Here is a 17148-nt window from a genome sequence, read left to right as displayed (position 1 = left end):
AAAACGGTCGCTGCCGGCGGTCAACGTGAAACGGGTTTACCGGGTGATGCGTGACCACAACCTTTTGCTTGAACGCCGGATCAAACAGCCCGGCGTGCCGCGTCGGCACGAAGGCCGTATTGCCGTGGAAACCAGCGATACGCGTTGGTGCTCGGACGGCTTTGAGTTCCGTTGCGAGGACGGCGCGAAACTGAGCGTGACCTTCGCCCTCGATTGCTGTGATCGCGAAGCCATCAGTTGGGTGGCCAGCCCGATCGGGTACAGCGGCGATGATATCCGCGACTTGATGCTGGAAAGCGTGGAGAAGCGTTTTGGTGATCAACTACCCACCACGCCAGTTCAATGGCTCAGCGACAACGGCTCGGCGTACACCGCCGAACAGACACGCCTGTTTGCTCGACAGATCGGTTTGCAACCGGTGACCACCCCAGTACGCAGCCCACAGAGCAACGGCATGGCCGAGAGCTTCGTGAAGACAATCAAGCGTGACTACGTGGCACACATGCCCAAGCCGGATCGAGAAACGGCGTTGCGTAACCTGGCAATTGCCTTCGAGCATTACAACGAGCAGCATCCGCACAGCGCCTTGAAATATCGTTCACCGAGGGAGTTCAGGCGCTTGGCGGCAGCATCAATTTAACGGGGAGTTGGTGTCCGGTTTTGTAGGGGCAAGTCCATCGGCTTACCGAACGAACCGCCTGGAAAATTAGTTCAGGTGACACCTTCGCCGCTTATTTTACGTTGGCCTGGATGGAGGAAGGCCTACCATTCTGGGGTTATAGGGGGCCCTCAAGAAACGGATTTTTTCGCGTCCAGGGCTACCTCTCCCGACATGGCCGTCCGGAGACACCGCAGGACCTGAGCGCGCATCCGGCCCTATCCTGACATCTCTGACAGGGTGTCCTGACATCAGGATAGGGTATAGCTCAACCGGACATGTCTGTTATCGATCGCGGCAGTTGGGGCATACGCAGAGTGCCGCGAGCCCTCTAATTCAATGACCAACCCGATATACGCGACCGCTCTGCACGCCTTCCACGCTGCGTCGATAGGCCATTGCTACACGGATCGCCGGCACGCTTTCGTAGCCAGGAAAGTACGGACCAAACCGGTCCATCGATTCCGTCAGCACTGTCGGACTAACTGCGTTGATGCGGATGCCCCGTGAAAGATCGCACGCAGCAGCACGCACGAACCCCTCAATCCCAGCGTTCGACGCTGCGGCATTGGAGCCCTGCGCAATCGGATCATCGACAGCGATGCCAGAGGTCAGCGTGATCGACCCGCCGTCGTTCAGATAATGCTGACCAACCAGCGCGACGCGCACCTGACTTAGCAGCTTGTCCTGCAAGCCTTTGTTGAAGTCGACCGCCGTCATCTTTTCGATTGGAGCGAGGATTACATTGCCTGCGGTAGCAATGATGGCGTCGATTTGTCCGATCTTCTTGAACAACGCTTCCACGCTGTCATCACTGGCGATGTCAACCTGATGGTCACCTTGGGTGCGACCGACGCGAATGATCTCGTGTTTGCCGCCACGCGCAAGTTCATCTGCCACGGAACGACCAACATCACCACCGGCGCCAATTATCACGATCTTCATAGAACACTCCTTTTCGAATTCAGGTTGGAACGCCGCTATTGTGTATCGAACCAATAAGGTGATAAATGTGCTCTAAATTCAAACTCTACGAACCTACAGTTAGCAATATGGACAAACTGCGTGCCATGGAAACCTTCGTTGCCGTCGTGGAGGGAGGCAACTTTACCGAGGCCGCGCAGCGGCTTGAAATATCGGCAGTAATGGTTGGAAAGTATGTGCGCGAACTAGAAGGACGCCTCGGTGCGCGCTTGCTTGAGCGCACCACACGACGCCAGAGCCTGACTGATGCTGGTCGCGTTTTTTACGAAGACGCCAAGCGTGCGCTTGAACACGTACGTATGGCCGAAACCTCGATCGAACGGTTGCGCGCTTCGCCATCCGGCACGTTGCGCATTAGCGCTCCAACCACCTTTGGCTCGTGTGTCATCGCTCCTCTGGCTGCGACTTTCCAGCAGATATATCCGCTCGTGCGCATTGAACTGGAATTGAGCAATCGCGTCGTTGACCTTATTGACGAGGGTTTTGATCTGGCTATCCGCATTGGTGAACTGGGCGATGCCGACCTGATAGCAAGGCCGCTGACCATGTATCGCATGGTGATCTGTGCGTCGCCGGACTACCTCGCCCGACATGGCCGTCCAGAGACACCACAGGACCTGAGCGCGCATCACTGCCTTTCTCACACAGTGTGGAACAGCCGCAACGGCTGGAAGCTCAGAGGTTGGGATGGGGTGCAGTTGCCGATGGACCCAGTCTTCACATGCAATGATGGCAATGGACTGCGCATAGCAGCGATCGCCGGTGCGGGATTGTTGCTGCAACCCGAAGTTCTGGTGGCCCACGATCTGGCAAGCGGGACGTTGGTGCCGGTCCTGCAAGCCTACTTACCCGAGCCACACCCTATCCATATCGTGCATCGACACGATCGGCGACCGCTGCCAAAGCTCACCCATTTTATTGCGCATTTGCTCACGCATGTGGCGGAGCAGAAGTCGTCCTAGCGCGCTTTCCCCCGGTTCTGGCGCCCACGAAAGGTGTTGTTGCCGCTTCAGCTGTGAGAGCCCCGTTGGACGAGAGCGTATGCTCTCTCAGACACGACGGACGCTCGCCTGAACGCCTCAGCGCCCGAGACGGGGCAATTGCCCCTCATCGTCTTCGGCTTAACGTACGTAAAAAACCGTTTCTTGAGGACACTGATGTGGAAATCAAATCCGTCCATGGGCTTTCGGGCGTTCAAACTGGCTATTCGCGGGCTCCTTACGCAGCGGCAAACGTGCGGCTGCGATTATGAGTTTGAACCAGTCGGCACGGCTTAACGGCCATGATCCGTATGCGTATTTAAAGGGCGTGCTCACGCGACTGCCGATGCAGCGGCCGAGCGAGATTATCGAGTTGCTGCCGCATAGGTGGGCGCCCGTTTAACCACGCAAGGTCTTTTGGGCGGACGCTTGCTGTCCAGGGCCTGGCCAGAAGGTTTTAGAAAATGCGTAAGGGGGGGCTTGAAACTGGAAGCAGGCTGCAGCTTCCGTTTTCCAGATGCTGACCGTTCAGTTGGAAGAGTTGTTCATCTGCTGAAGCTCAAGTTGCTTGGCAGCACTGGCTTCGAGCTTTGCACGCTCTTCATCCAGATACCGATAAACGCTTTGGAAGTTGGCGATTTTCTGTTTGATTTCTGCCATCTTCTTTTCAATTAGCTTAGCGCCTTCAGCACAATCGATCAGCTTGTTCCGCTGCGCATCCAGAATCTCGCCTATTTCCCCCAGGGAAAACCCCATGCTTTGCGCGCGCTGGATAAAGTCCAGATCCTGCAGAGTTTGCGCTGTGTAAACGCGATAGTTGTTAGTTCGCCGCAGCGGTGAGATCAGGCCGATTTGCTCGTAGTAACGCAGCGTATGGCGGCTGACGCCGCTACGGGCCTCGAGTTCGCCGACTTTCATGAAAACACCGCTTGACTATAGAGTGGGGTCGATAGTTTACGCTTGATTTCTCACCTTAAACAAGGAGCAGGGAAATGAGCGTGGAGTGCTTTGTCACGGGGGGGACCGGCTTCATCGGTCAACACTTGGTGGCGTACCTGAGTGCAAAAGGTCACACCATTCGGGTGTTGATGCGTCGCCCAGAGCGACTAGCTGCACTGCGGGAGCAAGTCGACAATTTGGGCGGGTGCGCAACCCGGGTATTTGCCATAGCTGGCGATCTGGAACGGGACAACCTCGGGCTGAGTCTTGCTGACCGAGAAGTGCTAAGGCACGCGAGCGTCATATTCCACCTAGGCGCCCACTTCGCCTGGGGGCTTTCAGTGGAGCATTCTCGTGCGGTGAATGTGGAAGGGGCAAAGCGTGTGGCGCTGTTGGCGGCTGAGCAAAAAAGCCGGTTAGTGATGATCGGCGGTTACATGCTGAAAAATCATGAACATCTGCAACGCATCGGAATTGATCCTCGTTATCCGGAGCTGACGAATTGGCCTGCCGTCTACCGACATGTCGGTGGTTACGAGGGGAGCAAGCTGGAGGCGCATTTTGCGACCCTGGAGGTCATGTCCGCCAAGGGCGGGGAGATGACCGTTGTCCACCCCGCGACGGTTTGTGGCCACAGCCGCACGGGGCATATCCTTGACGGTCAGCCACTGGTGGAGCTGATACGCAACCTTGTGCAGGGAAAGCTGACTGCAGTGCCCGGTACCGCCGAGCACTGGCTGCCACTGGTCACCGTGGATTACCTGGTTGAGCTGGTGGCGGTTTGTGCTTTTGATCCTGCCATGGTGGGCCAGGAACTGCTGGCGCTTGATGACCAAACTCCCAACTTGCGAGAACTCCTGGTACAGGTGGCACAACCTTTGGGATTAAAGTCTCCCAAGCATTACCTTTCACTCCGATTGCTGAAGTTGCTACTGAGTATTCCTCCCGTCGCGCGGTTTTTGAATACAAAACCCGAAGCCTTGGACTTTATCCAGACCACTCGTTTTGATACAGCGGCGGTCAAGCAATTTGCCAACAGGCATGGAATAGCCAAACCGGACATACGTCAGTCTTTGCAGCACACTGCAACGTTCGTCAACTCATATTGCATAGCCAAGGGCCAGGCCCTCTGACGTCTCCCTTGGCGGCGACAAGAAGGCGAATGGCATCCTGCTGGGCGATACAGCTTATGCCACAATAAATACCGGGGTTGGTGGAATCTTCGTATCCTCAAACTTTGCGCCGTCGATGTAGGGCGGCATTCTATCGAACGACAATTCAGCGACAGGGATCGTCATCAATGCAATCTACTTTCAGCAAAGGCGTCATATTTGCCCTCTCCGCTGCGGCACTGAACGCAACGATCGGTGTACTCAGCAAAGTACTCATGAGTAATGGTTTCACCGCTAGCAGTGTCGCTGTCATCAAGACCGTACTGGGTTGTGTGCTTCTCTCGATCTTACTGCTTTTCCTCAAGCGTGCGGCGGCGTCGACCAAATGGACTCAGGCGGCTATCTGCGCATTCCTTGGCATCTTTGTGCTGTTCCATTTCGAAACATCCGCCTATCGACACTACGCTGCGGCAGGTGTGGTGGTGGTGCTGATGGCCAGTGCCTCAATTTCCTCGATCATTCTGGGGCGCATTTTCCTCAAGGATGCCATCACCGCGAACGCTACCGTTGGCGCTGCACTGGCTATCGCTGGGATCTCGGTGATCTTCGGCGGCGACCTGCAGCAGGGCTTTACCCTGCAAGGTGCTGCGCTCGCCTCCATGGCCGGCTGCGGCTATGGGGCCTTTTCGGTTGCCATGAAGCGTATGGGTGTGACGGGGGGGCTGCACTTCACCCGACAATTGTTGTTCTTTGGCAGCCTGTACCTGCTGATGCCGGCTGCGGCCGATGGTTTCGCGATGGGCGAGCTGTCGCCGCTGGCGATCGCCGCGCTGCTGGCGCTGGCCACGCTGCCGACAATCCTGGGCTTCTTCTGCACCACCAAGGCCATCGAGTATCTCAAGCCATCCCAAGTGCAAGCGCTGGAGCTGACCGAGCCACTGTTCGCCGCGCTGCTGGCGTTTGTGGCGCTCAATGAAGTACCACGCGAAAGCCTGTACGCGGGAGCGGCACTGATCATCGTCGGCCTGTGTTTCTCCAATGAACTGATCCGCTTGGGCAGCAAAGCATCCGTCCCTTCGACCGAGTGAGCTATTTTCGGATCCTGATTACTATGGCGGAATGGGCTCACTGAATGATCTCATTCTTGGTCAAATCTATGACGATGGCCTCCTTTCCTGGAGGCCTGGTCATGTCGAGTTAAACGAAAAATTCATTGAATTGCGCAATAAAGCCGAGCAGCTCGCCAATGCAATGATGCGTGTTTAAAGACACTCGGTGTTACGTCCCGAAGGCTACAAGACCTTGCGCCGCTACCTACGGTTAAGACAGAATTCGCCGGCTTTCTTCTTTTCCCCGGTCTACTAACCTGCGTACAGCCGCCACCCCTCGTATTAGTAGCGAGGAAGTGGCTGCATCACTCAGGAAATGAAGACTATGTTCAAGGTTACACCCAACCCACCGGACACCGATCCGGCATCCCCGTACGAATCCCTCGACTCAAAAAAGCTCAACGAAGCCGCCGAGCGCGCCCTCGATTTCTACCTCAACTCGGCGGCGATCATGAACAACACCCCACGCAAACCCAGCACCTTGTATATGGTTGCCCCGAATGTCGACCAAGAAGCCTTGCTGGTTCAAACGTGCGAGAACCTGGCGTCGGCCAGTGTCATGGCCAGCGACATTGCTGCATTGGTGGAGGGCCCCCACCGCAACACCCTGCTGGCGCTTCAGCAGGTGATCATGCTGGGGGAACTGGCGGTGAATCGAATGCTGGATAACTTCGTTCCCCCCAAGTAATCACTCAGCCCTTTACCGAGAGGCTTGCCCCTCGGTAAAGGGCTTTGATTAATCTGTCCCTTTTTTGTTGTAGCCAATACTTGATACGGGACACATACAAGAAGCGCACTATTATCTTCGTCCTATCTGATTTCAATTGGCGTTCCATTAGGCACCAACGTCCAGATTTTTCGCATATCGCTGTTAGTTACAGCAATGCAACCATCCGTCCAGTCCCATAGATGATGAAGCGGTCCAAGCCACGCCCATCCGTTGGGCAGACCATGAATCATAATGTTACCGCCTGGCGCATATCCATTTTGACGAGCTGATGCCTCGTCCGCTGGATTCGGGTATGAGATGTGCAGGCTAAGGTACGCCATTGATTTTGGATTGCGCCAGTCGATTAAATAACGTCCCTCAGGCGTTTTCTCATCCCCCTCTCGTTGCTTTGCGCCGTCATCCGCGGCAGCTCCGAGAGCTATACGATATTCGGCCAATATCACTCCTTCGCGCCATAACGACATGCGCCTTTCTTGCTTATTGACGGTTACAACATCAGCGTGTTTTTCAGACTGATCGAACTCCGCGGTTGGGGCAGGCCCTCCACCAAAGCGGGCCATAACTGCCGTATACCCTAATACCGCAATGAGTAAAAAACCGATAAAAATAGTTAAACGTTTTATCATGTAGAATCCTTTCAAGGAAAATCCGTAGCCAGCCAAGTTACTATTAACCGCTTTGCGAGCACCTTATCGGAGGTCGTCCAGCGCAGGCGAGATAATAAACAATTCTGATAGCCAATTGTGACCGAGTTAGTCCCTGTTTAGAAAAATTCCTAATCAGAAAAAGATTTAGAGATAAAGGATGTGGATTGATTTGTTTATTGAGGTGAGGTTCGTCGACGAAGACATCGAATATACGCACTATGGAAACCAAGCGCCGGATTAAATCCGGGCTCACTGATGGGTTTTAGCGGTGTCCCCACTGTTTCCGCTGGCATGATCGAGATTGGTCCCAACCTGCCTGATTGCCCGGGCGAATCAGAAAAATAGATTCAGCCCCTTTGTTACGCCGAGATGAATCGGCCCTTGCAGAAAGCCAATCTCCACAAAAAAGCCCACTGACCGTCACCGATCCAGTGGGCTTTCCGATTACGCTTCTACTTACAAAGCCATATCCGTCGCAGCATTAGCCTTCGGCGCCTTAGCCGGAGCAGCCGGAGCAGCAGCCGGAGCCGCCACCTGACCAATCACCGGCGGCGGAGTCAGCTCCAGCACCTTGGCGGTGTAAGCCCACTCTTGAGCCACTTTCTCAGGGCTGCTGTTCAGCTGAGTGCCATAGCTCGGCACGATCTGATGCAGTTTTTCCTGCCAGGCTGGCGTCGCAACCTTGTCCTTGAACACTTTCTGCAGCACGGTCAGCATGATCGGCGCAGCAGTCGAAGCGCCTGGCGATGCGCCCAGCAGACCAGCAATAGTGCCGTCAGCAGAAGCAACAATCTCGGTGCCCAGTTTCAGCACGCCACCAGCGGCTTCATCACGCTTGATGATTTGCACGCGTTGGCCGGCTTGCCACAGGCGCCAGTCTTCGGCTTTGGCGTTCGGGAAGTATTCTTTCAGGGCGTTCATGCGGTCTTCGTCAGACAGCATCAGTTGGCCTGCGAGGTACTCGACCAGCGGGTATTCCTTGATGCCGACCTTGGTCATTGGCCACACGTTGTGCGTGGTGGTGGTGGTCAGCAGGTCCAGGTACGAACCTTCCTTCAGGAACTTGGTGCTGAAGGTCGCGAATGGGCCAAACAGGATGACGCGCTTGCCGTCCAGAACACGGGTGTCGAGGTGCGGAACCGACATTGGCGGTGCGCCAACGGAGGCTTTGCCGTAGGCCTTGGCCAGGTGTTGCTCGGCGATAGTCGGGTTTTCGGTGACCAGGAACGAGCCGCCAACCGGGAAGCCTGCGTATTCCTGGGCTTCAGGAATGCCGGACTTCTGCAGCAGGTGCAGTGCACCGCCGCCTGCGCCGATGAACACGAACTTGGCGTCGGTTTCGGTTTTGGTGCCGTCTTTCAGGTTTTTGTAGCTGACGCGCCAGCTGCCGTCTGCGTTCTTGGTGATGTCTTGCACTTCGCTAGACAGTTTCAAGTCGAACTTCGGCGTAGTTTGCAGGTGCGCGACGAACTGGCGGGTGATCTCGCCAAAGTTCATGTCGGTACCGATCGGGCTCCAGGTGGCCGCGACTTTCTGGTTCGGGTCACGCCCTTCCATCATCAGCGGAACCCACTTCTTGATCACAGCCGGGTCTTCGGAGTACTGCATGCCGGCGAACAGCGGGCTCGCTTGCAGGGCTTCGTAGCGTTTCTTCAGGAACTTGATGTTGTCATCGCCCCACACAAAGCTCATGTGCGGAGTGGAGTTGATGAACGAACGCGGGTTCTTCAGCACGCCTTGCTGAACTTGCCATGCCCAGAACTGACGGGAGATCTGGAAGGCTTCGTTGATTTCAACGGCTTTCGCGATCTGGACATTGCCCTTGTCGTCTTCCGGGGTGTAGTTCAACTCGGCCAAAGCGGAGTGACCGGTACCGGCGTTGTTCCAGCCGTTGGAGCTTTCCTGGGCGACGCCGTCGAGGCGCTCGACCATTTCCATCGACAGACCGGGTTCCAGCTCATTGAGCCACACACCCAGGGTTGCACTCATGATGCCGCCGCCAATGAGCAGCACATCGACTTTCTTTGCCTCTTCCGCGTAGGCGGACGTGATCCCCATCGACAAAGCCAGCCCCAGCAGGGCCGTGTTCAGTTTCTTAAACATCTGTAGCACCTATGATAAACGCCATCCGCCTCCAATTCCCGACCATGAGTAACCCTGGTTCACGGATACGCAGGCAGCGTGCCGTGGGTTCCTGCATTTACAAGAGTTTGAAGGTGGGCACACAAGGCCGACGTGACTCCATCGACCTCAGTTATATGTCCCTCGTGCACTGACTTTTTATCATTATTGGCTCAGTTACTTGAGCGACATTGATTCTGTCGCACGTCTGTGGACGTACGAACCGAATAAGTCAAACCAAGTTAATGCGACAGAATATCACGCCTCGGCCAGCCTGCGAGCCCGAAAGGACTCATCAGTCTAGACGGGACGAGCCCCGTGCACGGCGTCTTTGCTCAAACGATCCAGCACAAACGCCTTGGCGTTGCGCGTCATCTGGTCGAGATGCCGGTCACGTTGCTTCTCTGCATCGATCATTGCCCGCTTGCCGTGTTTTTGCAGCAGATACGTATGTATCTGCCGCACCTCCACAGAACTGTAGATCGACGTGACATCCAGTAAGCCCATCAAGCCTTCAGTGCCGTGATCGCGGGTGTTCATCAGCACCTGAGTACCGCGCACACCCAGCACTTGAAAGCCCATCGATTCGAACCAGGGCACCTTGGCGACGGTGCACGTCAGTTCGGCATGCGGGTAGCGGCCGAGCATGTCTTGCAGCATCGCCCGCGCTACGCCCCGCCGACGGTGACTGGCTTGCACCGCCATGTACGCCACGCCGCACGCCTCGGGATCGTCCTTGACCGGCAGGTACAGCGCAAAGCCGATGACCTTCTCAGGGGCTGCGTCGTCGGTGGCGACGATCAATTCGACCGCAATGCCTTTGGCACCGCCGAGCGCTTCCAGGTAGAGATGAACCTCGTAGCCCACCGCGTATTGATAGACGTTGTACAACGGGTTGCTCGGCGCGATGCCTACCATGCTGATGTCGGTCAGGTTGTCGACGACCATCTGCAGAATCTGGCTGTTGATGGGCTCCGGGCATGGAGTGGTAAAGTGGGTGAGCTGGGGCATTGCGTTGTTGACTCCGGGTTAAGGCTTACTGAGCATCAGCCCCGCCATTGTCACAGATCGAGCCCCTCACAGGAAAATCACCGCTCTGGCGCGACGATGCGGAAGCGGATGTTGATGTCGTTGGAGACAACCGTGTCGCCCCACTCCCCTTCTCCGATCTTGAAGTCACTACGTTTAACAATGATGTCACCGTCGAAGACCCCGATGGCATGTTCCGGTTTCAACAGCACCTTCACCTGCAACTCGCGAGTCAGGCCCCTGAGGTTAAGTTTGCCGGTGATCAAGTAGCGGTGGTTGCCCAAGGCTTTCACCCCGGTCGATTCAAAGGTCGCCACCGGATAGTCCGTCGTGTTGAACCAGGCAGGTTTTTGCAGCTCGGTATTGGCATCACTGCTGCCGGCGTCGATGCTGGCAAGGTCGATAGTCAGCCTGGCATGGGCCGCAGTGGGGTTCGCCGTGTCGAAATCGACCGTGGCATCGAACTTGCCAAACGTGCCGTACGCCCTGGAGCCGAACTGGCTATAGGTGAACGAGATCTTGCTGGCGGTGGTGTTCACCTGGGTGTATTCGACGGCGTGGGCGCTGGGCAAGGTGCCGACCAAGAGGATGGCGAGCAATGCGGCGAAACGCGGGAATCGAGGGGTCATGGGATTCTCTGGTTGAAACGACCTTCAGGGATTGAAGTACCGCACTCGTGTGGCTGCGATAGCAGGACTTAAGCAAATATTCGCTGAATACGCTAGCTGCCGGGCGATCTGTAGCAGTTGGCGAAGCCTGCGTTCGGCTGCGAAGCAGTCGTGAATCCGGCTAACGCGGTCTGCCTGACGTGCCGCAGTTTCTGATTTTACGACTGCTTCGCAGCCGAACGCAGCCTTCGGCAGCTGCTACAAGGAGTGCGTCGAGTCTGACATTAATTGGAAAGTCCTCGGTGTTGAGGACTCTCCTGGTTTTTTCAAACGGTAGCGTCACCCACCCGAGGGATCAGACACTCGGATGGGTATGGTAAATCTTGCTGACGATGGTCCACTTGCCTTCTACCTTCAACAAGTTGAAGAAGTCGGTGAAGCGCAACCCCGAAACGTTGTCGGTATCGACCCGCGCACTGGCCGCCGTGCTGACGATGTCGATGCGTACGATGGCGGCTTTGGCTTCCGGGGACGGACGGAACACGTTGTCGATGACGTCGTAGAGATTCTGGATCGCGCCGCCGACGAGCTTGTCGCCATCGACACCAAACATCGTGGCCTGCTCGTTGAAGGCGGGCTTCATCAACGCGCTGTCGGCCTTCGCACCACCTTCGTTGTACTGGTTAAGTACGTCGACAATCGCGTTGTATTCCTGAACGTAAGTAAGACTGCTCATTGCATGACTCCTGATAAGTAACGGGTGTGGAACCTGTGGGAGCGGGCTTGCCCGCGAAGAGGGAGGGTCAGTCGGCATTGATGTCGCTTGGCACACCGCCTTCGCGGGCAAGCCCGCTCCCACAGGGAATTGCGTTTTACTGGAGGATGGTGATCAGGTTTTCTGCACCACTCGGGCAACGCCCGAAGACTCAATGCTGACCTTTTCCCACTTGGCGATGACCAGGGGTGCAATCGCATTGCCCAGCACGTTCAGGGTGGTGGTGCCGCTGTCGATAATCCGGAAGATGCCGGCAATCAGTGCGACCCCTTCCAATGGAAGACCGGCCGATGCCAGGGTGGCGGACAGGATGATGATGGCGAATCCGGGGACGCCGGCAGCCCCTTTGGACGTCAGCACCATCGTCACCACCAGCAGTATCTGCTGGGACAGCGACAGGTCGATCCCATAGAGTTGCGCGACAAAAATCGTCGCCACGCCGAGGAAGATCGACGCGCCATCCAGATTGAACGCATACCCCACCGGCACCACGAAACTGACGATCCGACGCGGCACGCCATAGTGTTCCAGCTTGCTCATCAGCTGCGGCATGACCGACGCCGAGGCGGCGCTGGAGAACGCCAGAATCAGCTCATTACGGAAGTACTTGATCAGTTTGAAAATATTCTCGCCAATCAGGTAGCAAATACCGCCCAGCACCACCAGCGCAAAGACAATCAGTGCCAGGTAAACCACACCGATCAACTTGAGCAAAGGCAATAGAGAGGCAAAACCGAATGTCGCCACGGTAGCGCCGATCATGCCAAATACCCCGATCGGCGCATAAGCCATGACAATACTGACGACCTTGAACATGGCATCAGAGATGCCTTGAACCACCGCCACCACTGGTGCGCTTTTTTCTTTGGGGAGCGAGTTCAATGCCAGGCCAAACAGCACGGCGAAGAACAGTACCGAGAGCAACTTCGCTTCCGACATCGCGACAAAAACGTTATCGGGAACGATGTTCTGCAGGATGACGAGTGCGCCCTTCGAAGGCTCCATGTTGACCGAAGCGGTGCTGTGGGAAATGCCCGAAATATCAGTGCCCGTGCCGGGCTCGAACATATTGGCGAAACACAGTCCCATCACGATGGCCAGGCCAGTAATCGCGAAGAAATACCCCAGCGACTTGACGCCCATGCGCCCAAAAGACTTGTTATCACCGCCGCCGGCAATCCCCAGGATCATGCAACAGAACACAATGGGAACAACGACCATCTTCATCATCTTGATGAAGATATCGCCAAGGGGTTTGAGGATTTCAGAACTGATCCAGCCTTGATATTGCGGGTGTGTATTGAAGTACCAACCGACGAGCACGCCAAGCAACAGCCCGGCAACTATTTGCCAAACCAAAGGGATACGTTTCATGTCTAGCCTTTTTGTTGGAATGAAAGGACTGCGTTACAGGGCAGTTGCTAGAGTCATGAGCTTCCAGCTCATTTGAAATCGAATGGCACAACAACGTTGTGCCGTTACTTTTATTACTTGGCGAAGAGCTGGCTCATATCCTTGAACGCCTTGAACTCAAGTGCGTTACCGCACGGGTCGAACAGGAACATGGTGGCTTGTTCGCCGACCTGCCCCTTGAATCGAATGTAGGGTTCAATCACAAACTCGGTGCCGAAGGACTTCAGGCGCTCGGCCAGGGCTTCCCACTGCTGCCACTCCAGGATGATGCCGAAGTGCGGAACGGGGACGTCGTGCCCGTCTACCGGATTGCTATGGACGCTCTCCTGAGAAGCGGTTTTGGGGTGTTCATGGATAACCAGTTGGTGACCGTAGAAATCAAAGTCGACCCATTGCGTGCTGGAGCGCCCCTCTTGCAGCCCGAACACTTCACCGTAAAAGGTGCGTGCCGCCGCGAGGTCATAAACAGGGATCGCCAGGTGAAAAGGAGAAAGGCTCATCGGAACTCCAATCAAGGTGTTTTATCGGTTTTGTTTTTGATTACGGAGCCAATCGTAGAGCCGCAGACCAAGCAAAAAAATCAATATATATTTCTTAGAAACACAATTAATATTTGTGAATGATCAAAGAACTGAAAACACTCATCGCCGTTGCGCGGGAAGGCACCTTTGCCGCTGCCGGCAACAGGATCGGGCTGACCCAAGCTGCGGTGAGCGCCCAGATGCAACGTCTGGAGGCCGAGCTGGGTTTCCAGATTTTCGACCGCAAAGGCCGCTCGGCTCACTTGAACAGGATGGGGCATCAGATACTTCTGCAGGCGCAGGAGCTGCTTCGCCTTTATGACAATCTGGGGTCCACCACGGTTGGGCTGCCAGCCAGCGTTCTGGTGAACATCGGCGCCATCGCTTCCGTGCAGCGCTCGTACTTACCAGATGCGCTCGCCAAATTTCACCAACAATGTCCGCAATGTCGAACCCGTGTGATCCCGGGTCTGTCGATGGAGTTGGTCAACCTGGTGGATGCCGGCGAGATCGACATGGCGGTGATCATTCGCCCGCCCTTCTCGCTGCAAAGCGATCTGCGCTGGACGACTCTGGCCCTTGAGCCCTACCGGCTGATCGTTCCGCGCGACGTGCCCGGAGAAGACTGGTCAGCACTGCTTTCCAGCCAACCCTTCATTCGCTATGACCGATCATCATTCGGCGGCAGGCAGGTCGATCGTTTCTTGCGGCAGATGCATTTCACCTTGCGTGAAGTGTGCGAGCTGGATGAACTGGAGGCCATTATCAAGCTGGTCGAAAATGGCGTCGGTGTAGCGCTGGTGCCGCAGACGGCGACCCATCAGGACTGGCCCGCCGGGGTGCGCGCGTTGGATCTGGGGCAACACACCTTCCATCGTGATATCGGCCTCGTCCATCGGGCTCGGCAAAGTTTTATCGAACCAGTACGGGTATTGGCCCAACTGATCGTTGAGCAGGTTCAGAGCGGCACTTGAGTCAAATCTGCACAGCCACGACAGACACTCTGTAGCAGCTGGCGAAGCCTGCGTTCGGCTTATTACGAATAAGCCCCAACCATCCACTTCACTTTTTCCAGCGCCTCGCGCAGTGCGCCCATCTCCACCGAGCCCAGCGCCAGACGAAACGCATGCGGGACGTTGGCCGAAGTGGCAAACGGTTCGGCGGTGGAAACCGATACGTTTTCCCGCCGCAACGCCGTGGCGATCTGGTCGGCCCGTGCGTCTTCCGACAAGGGCAGCCAAAGAAAATACGACGAGGGATGGCGAATGCACCGCAGCCCCGCCAGTACCTCGCCGGCCACGGTTTGCCTGGCCTGTGCGTCCCGGCGTTTTTCCGCTTCCAGTTGCATGACGGTGCCGTCGTCGAGCCATGCGGTGGCGATGGCCGTCATCACGCCCGGAGTATTCCAGGTAGTCGCTCTGATGGTGCGCTCCAGCGCGGGCACTTTCTCGCTGGGGGCGACGACGAAGCCTACGCGCAGTCCGGTGGCCACACTCTTGGAGAGCCCTGACACGTAAACCGTCCTCTCGGGGGCGAGTACCGCCAGCGGTGCGGGGGGATTCTCCGCGAGGAAAGCGTAAGCGGCGTCTTCAATGATCAGCAACTCATGCCGACGCGCAATCGTCACCAGGTGTTCCCGTTGATCGGCACTCATCACCCATCCCAGCGGATTGTGCAGGGTCGGCATCGTGTACACGGCCCGCACGCGTCGATGCCGGCACAGGCTTTCCAGCGCCTCCAGATCAGGCCCGTGATCGAGCACGGGAATGGGCACGATTTCAAGGTGCAGTGCTTCGGCCAACACCTTGAACCCTGAATAGGTCAACGCGTCCGCGGCAATCACGTCACCGGGTTGCAACAGCGCCATCATCGTCACGGCCAGCCCCTGTTGGGCACCGTTGACGATCAGCACTTGCTCGGCCTCAACCGTCAGGCCGCGAACGCGCAGATGGCGCGCCACACAAGCGCGTTCATGCTGGCGCCCGGCGTGTGGCTGGTAGCGCAGCAGTGATTCCAGATCACCGGCCGATGCGAGCTGGCGCAGGGCATTGCGCAACAGTTCTGACTGCCCGGGAAGCGCCGGGTAATTGAAGTTCAGGTCTGTCATGCCAGCGGCAACGACATGCTGGTCGATACCCTGGTCTGGCGACCACGACGTTTCCCTGACGAATGTTCCTCGCCCCATCTCCCCGCTGACCAGGCCCATGGCTTCGAGCTCCGCATAGACACGGGTGGCAGTCACCAGGGCCAGCCCGTGCGTTGTCGCCAACTGGCGGTGCGTCGGCAAGCGCGTGCCCGGCAACAGGCGTCCTGAACGGATATCCGCCGCAAACGCATCCACCAGTGATTTGTAGCGTGAACGAGGCATGTGCAGGTGTATCCATGACAATATTTTGATTGTATCGAGTTTCGTCCATACGATGCCTCCCATGCAAGTTGCATAAAGGGGACTCTCAATGGAACGCGCATCGAACCTGCAACACCACACCACGGAAAAGACTGCGAGCGGATGGCTCAACGGCTTCATCGGCGTGCTCATCTTCAGCGGCTCGCTGCCTGCGACACGGCTGGCCGTTCTGGAATTCGACCCGGTCTTTCTGACGGTTGCCCGGGCCAGTATCGCTGCCATTCTGGCGCTGTGCATGCTGCTGCTCTTCAACGAAAAACGGCCTGCCAAGCGCCAGCTTGCGTCCCTGGCAATCGTGGCCCAGGGCGTTGTATTCGGCTTTCCGCTGCTGACGGCACTGGCGCTGCAATATGTGACGTCTGCGCACTCCATCGTCTTCGTTGGCCTGTTGCCACTCGCCACCGCAGCATTCGGCGTCTGGCGCGGTGGCGAGCGTCCCCGGCCGGTGTTCTGGCTCTTCTCGGTGCTGGGAAGCCTGCTGGTGGTGGGGTTTGCCGTCTCCCAGGGCCTGACCGCTTCTCCAGCGGGGGACATTCTCATGTTGCTGGCCATCCTCGCCTGCGGGCTGGGCTATGCCGAAGGTGCGAAGCTTTCAAAAACACTGGGAGGCTGGCAGGTGATTTCCTGGGCCTTGGTGCTGTCGTTGCCCGTCATGGTCCCGCTGACCTGGCTCCTGGCCCCGCCTTCGCTCTCGGGAATCACCCCACCCGCGTGGTTCAGCCTGGCTTACGTCTCGCTGTTCAGCATGTTGATCGGCTTTGTGTTCTGGTACCGCGGGCTGGCCCAGGGCGGGATTGCCGCCGTCGGCCAGCTTCAGTTGCTGCAGCCGTTTTTTGGCCTGGCACTGGCGGCCACGTTGCTGCATGAGCAGGTCAGCGTTGCCATGCTGGGGGTGACCGTGGCGGTGATTCTTTGCGTGGCCGGGGCACGAAAGTTCTCGAAATAGACGGCTCGCGTGGCGAAACAAATCGGCCAGGGGCTTTTTTTAGGTTCTTCACGGAATCCCGGGAAACACAGAAACAAGAACGCCGATTTGATTGATGATGTTCGTGCGAGCAAACACATCTAACAAACCGGCGTTCTTATGCGCGATATTAATACTTTCCTTCCTTTTT

The 17148-nt window shown here is 56.8% G+C and carries 17 protein-coding genes and 1 pseudogene; 8 read left to right on the top strand and 10 right to left on the bottom strand.

Annotated features, from left to right (window positions below; translation table 11 throughout):
- The coding region (locus AACY49_RS28475) for an integrase core domain-containing protein (RefSeq protein ID WP_339527545.1) at positions 1-640 on the top strand (640 nt) is incomplete at its 5' end.
- 354 nt (positions 641-994) lie between these two features.
- Here the strand turns inward: AACY49_RS28475 and AACY49_RS28470 are convergent.
- Positions 995-1603: a short chain dehydrogenase gene (locus AACY49_RS28470; protein ID WP_320391122.1), complete on the bottom strand. Its 609-nt coding sequence runs from the start codon at positions 1601-1603 to the stop codon at positions 995-997.
- A 107-nt stretch (positions 1604-1710) separates the two neighbouring features.
- Between AACY49_RS28470 and AACY49_RS28465 the strand changes: the two genes are divergently transcribed.
- Positions 1711-2604, top strand: coding sequence for a LysR family transcriptional regulator (locus AACY49_RS28465; RefSeq protein WP_339527544.1), 894 nt, complete (start codon positions 1711-1713; stop codon positions 2602-2604).
- Positions 2605-2806: 202 nt separating this feature from the next.
- A pseudogene (locus AACY49_RS28460) lies at positions 2807-3025 on the top strand (transposase domain-containing protein); the annotation flags it as partial.
- Between the two features lie 125 nt (positions 3026-3150).
- On the opposite strand, the gene AACY49_RS28455 reads toward AACY49_RS28460, so the two are convergent.
- Positions 3151-3540, bottom strand: coding sequence for a MerR family transcriptional regulator (locus AACY49_RS28455; RefSeq protein WP_339527543.1), 390 nt, complete (start codon positions 3538-3540; stop codon positions 3151-3153).
- 74 nt (positions 3541-3614) lie between these two features.
- Between AACY49_RS28455 and AACY49_RS28450 the strand changes: the two genes are divergently transcribed.
- From AACY49_RS28450 to AACY49_RS28440, 3 genes are all read left to right on the top strand, one after another.
- On the top strand, positions 3615-4694 hold the full coding sequence (locus AACY49_RS28450; RefSeq protein ID WP_258696517.1) for an SDR family oxidoreductase: 1080 nt from the start codon (positions 3615-3617) through the stop codon (positions 4692-4694).
- A 167-nt stretch (positions 4695-4861) separates the two neighbouring features.
- Positions 4862-5761, top strand: a complete 900-nt coding sequence (locus tag AACY49_RS28445; RefSeq protein WP_339527542.1) for a DMT family transporter — start codon at positions 4862-4864, stop codon at positions 5759-5761.
- Between the two features lie 346 nt (positions 5762-6107).
- Complete coding sequence (locus AACY49_RS28440) at positions 6108-6470, top strand: DUF6124 family protein (RefSeq protein ID WP_339527541.1); 363 nt, start codon at positions 6108-6110, stop codon at positions 6468-6470.
- Positions 6471-6592: 122 nt separating this feature from the next.
- Here AACY49_RS28440 and AACY49_RS28435 read toward each other — a convergent pair whose 3' ends face one another.
- The 7 genes from AACY49_RS28435 to AACY49_RS28405 all read right to left on the bottom strand — a co-directional run bounded on the left by AACY49_RS28435 (position 6593) and on the right by AACY49_RS28405 (position 13605).
- Positions 6593-7138 carry a L,D-transpeptidase family protein gene (locus tag AACY49_RS28435; protein WP_339527540.1) on the bottom strand — a complete coding sequence of 182 codons (546 nt, stop codon included), beginning with the start codon at positions 7136-7138 and terminating at the stop codon, positions 6593-6595.
- A gap of 477 nt (positions 7139-7615) precedes the next feature.
- Entirely contained in the window at positions 7616-9262 is a 1647-nt protein-coding gene (gene mqo / locus AACY49_RS28430) for a malate dehydrogenase (quinone) (protein ID WP_339527539.1), read from the bottom strand.
- A gap of 318 nt (positions 9263-9580) precedes the next feature.
- Positions 9581-10291, bottom strand: coding sequence for a GNAT family N-acetyltransferase (locus tag AACY49_RS28425; RefSeq protein WP_339527538.1), 711 nt, complete (start codon positions 10289-10291; stop codon positions 9581-9583).
- A gap of 77 nt (positions 10292-10368) precedes the next feature.
- Positions 10369-10938, bottom strand: coding sequence for a YceI family protein (locus AACY49_RS28420; protein ID WP_339527537.1), 570 nt, complete (start codon positions 10936-10938; stop codon positions 10369-10371).
- 334 nt (positions 10939-11272) lie between these two features.
- Complete coding sequence (locus AACY49_RS28415) at positions 11273-11653, bottom strand: nuclear transport factor 2 family protein (protein ID WP_339527536.1); 381 nt, start codon at positions 11651-11653, stop codon at positions 11273-11275.
- 153 nt (positions 11654-11806) lie between these two features.
- Positions 11807-13066: a cation:dicarboxylate symporter family transporter gene (locus AACY49_RS28410; RefSeq protein WP_339527535.1), complete on the bottom strand. Its 1260-nt coding sequence runs from the start codon at positions 13064-13066 to the stop codon at positions 11807-11809.
- 113 nt (positions 13067-13179) lie between these two features.
- Positions 13180-13605, bottom strand: a complete 426-nt coding sequence (locus AACY49_RS28405) for a VOC family protein (protein WP_008013629.1) — start codon at positions 13603-13605, stop codon at positions 13180-13182.
- Positions 13606-13724: 119 nt separating this feature from the next.
- Between AACY49_RS28405 and AACY49_RS28400 the strand changes: the two genes are divergently transcribed.
- Positions 13725-14600 carry a LysR substrate-binding domain-containing protein gene (locus AACY49_RS28400; RefSeq protein WP_339527534.1) on the top strand — a complete coding sequence of 292 codons (876 nt, stop codon included), beginning with the start codon at positions 13725-13727 and terminating at the stop codon, positions 14598-14600.
- Between the two features lie 62 nt (positions 14601-14662).
- On the opposite strand, the gene AACY49_RS28395 is transcribed toward AACY49_RS28400, so the two are convergent.
- Positions 14663-15994 carry an aminotransferase-like domain-containing protein gene (locus tag AACY49_RS28395; protein WP_320391132.1) on the bottom strand — a complete coding sequence of 444 codons (1332 nt, stop codon included), beginning with the start codon at positions 15992-15994 and terminating at the stop codon, positions 14663-14665.
- An 88-nt stretch (positions 15995-16082) separates the two neighbouring features.
- Between AACY49_RS28395 and AACY49_RS28390 the strand changes: the two genes are divergently transcribed.
- Positions 16083-16979, top strand: coding sequence for a DMT family transporter (locus AACY49_RS28390; RefSeq protein WP_339527533.1), 897 nt, complete (start codon positions 16083-16085; stop codon positions 16977-16979).
- Positions 16980-17148: the final 169 nt, after the last annotated feature.

The sequence above is a fragment of the Pseudomonas sp. EL_65y_Pfl2_R96 genome, assembly GCF_963970905.1.
Classification (GTDB): domain Bacteria; phylum Pseudomonadota; class Gammaproteobacteria; order Pseudomonadales; family Pseudomonadaceae; genus Aquipseudomonas.
The sequence above is the reverse complement of the archived record's forward strand: the minus strand, read 5'-3'. Positions and strand labels throughout refer to the sequence as shown.

Coding starts and splice junctions, on each gene's coding strand:
- AACY49_RS28470 (WP_320391122.1), bottom strand. CDS start 1,603: ATGAAGATCGTGATAATTGGCGCCGGTGGTGATGTTGGTCGTTCCGTG.
- AACY49_RS28465 (WP_339527544.1), top strand. CDS start 1,711: ATGGACAAACTGCGTGCCATGGAAACCTTCGTTGCCGTCGTGGAGGGA.
- AACY49_RS28455 (WP_339527543.1), bottom strand. CDS start 3,540: ATGAAAGTCGGCGAACTCGAGGCCCGTAGCGGCGTCAGCCGCCATACG.
- AACY49_RS28450 (WP_258696517.1), top strand. CDS start 3,615: ATGAGCGTGGAGTGCTTTGTCACGGGGGGGACCGGCTTCATCGGTCAA.
- AACY49_RS28445 (WP_339527542.1), top strand. CDS start 4,862: ATGCAATCTACTTTCAGCAAAGGCGTCATATTTGCCCTCTCCGCTGCG.
- AACY49_RS28440 (WP_339527541.1), top strand. CDS start 6,108: ATGTTCAAGGTTACACCCAACCCACCGGACACCGATCCGGCATCCCCG.
- AACY49_RS28435 (WP_339527540.1), bottom strand. CDS start 7,138: ATGATAAAACGTTTAACTATTTTTATCGGTTTTTTACTCATTGCGGTA.
- mqo (WP_339527539.1), bottom strand. CDS start 9,262: ATGTTTAAGAAACTGAACACGGCCCTGCTGGGGCTGGCTTTGTCGATG.
- AACY49_RS28425 (WP_339527538.1), bottom strand. CDS start 10,291: ATGCCCCAGCTCACCCACTTTACCACTCCATGCCCGGAGCCCATCAAC.
- AACY49_RS28420 (WP_339527537.1), bottom strand. CDS start 10,938: ATGACCCCTCGATTCCCGCGTTTCGCCGCATTGCTCGCCATCCTCTTG.
- AACY49_RS28415 (WP_339527536.1), bottom strand. CDS start 11,653: ATGAGCAGTCTTACTTACGTTCAGGAATACAACGCGATTGTCGACGTA.
- AACY49_RS28410 (WP_339527535.1), bottom strand. CDS start 13,066: ATGAAACGTATCCCTTTGGTTTGGCAAATAGTTGCCGGGCTGTTGCTT.
- AACY49_RS28405 (WP_008013629.1), bottom strand. CDS start 13,605: ATGAGCCTTTCTCCTTTTCACCTGGCGATCCCTGTTTATGACCTCGCG.
- AACY49_RS28400 (WP_339527534.1), top strand. CDS start 13,725: ATGATCAAAGAACTGAAAACACTCATCGCCGTTGCGCGGGAAGGCACC.
- AACY49_RS28395 (WP_320391132.1), bottom strand. CDS start 15,994: ATGCCTCGTTCACGCTACAAATCACTGGTGGATGCGTTTGCGGCGGAT.
- AACY49_RS28390 (WP_339527533.1), top strand. CDS start 16,083: ATGGAACGCGCATCGAACCTGCAACACCACACCACGGAAAAGACTGCG.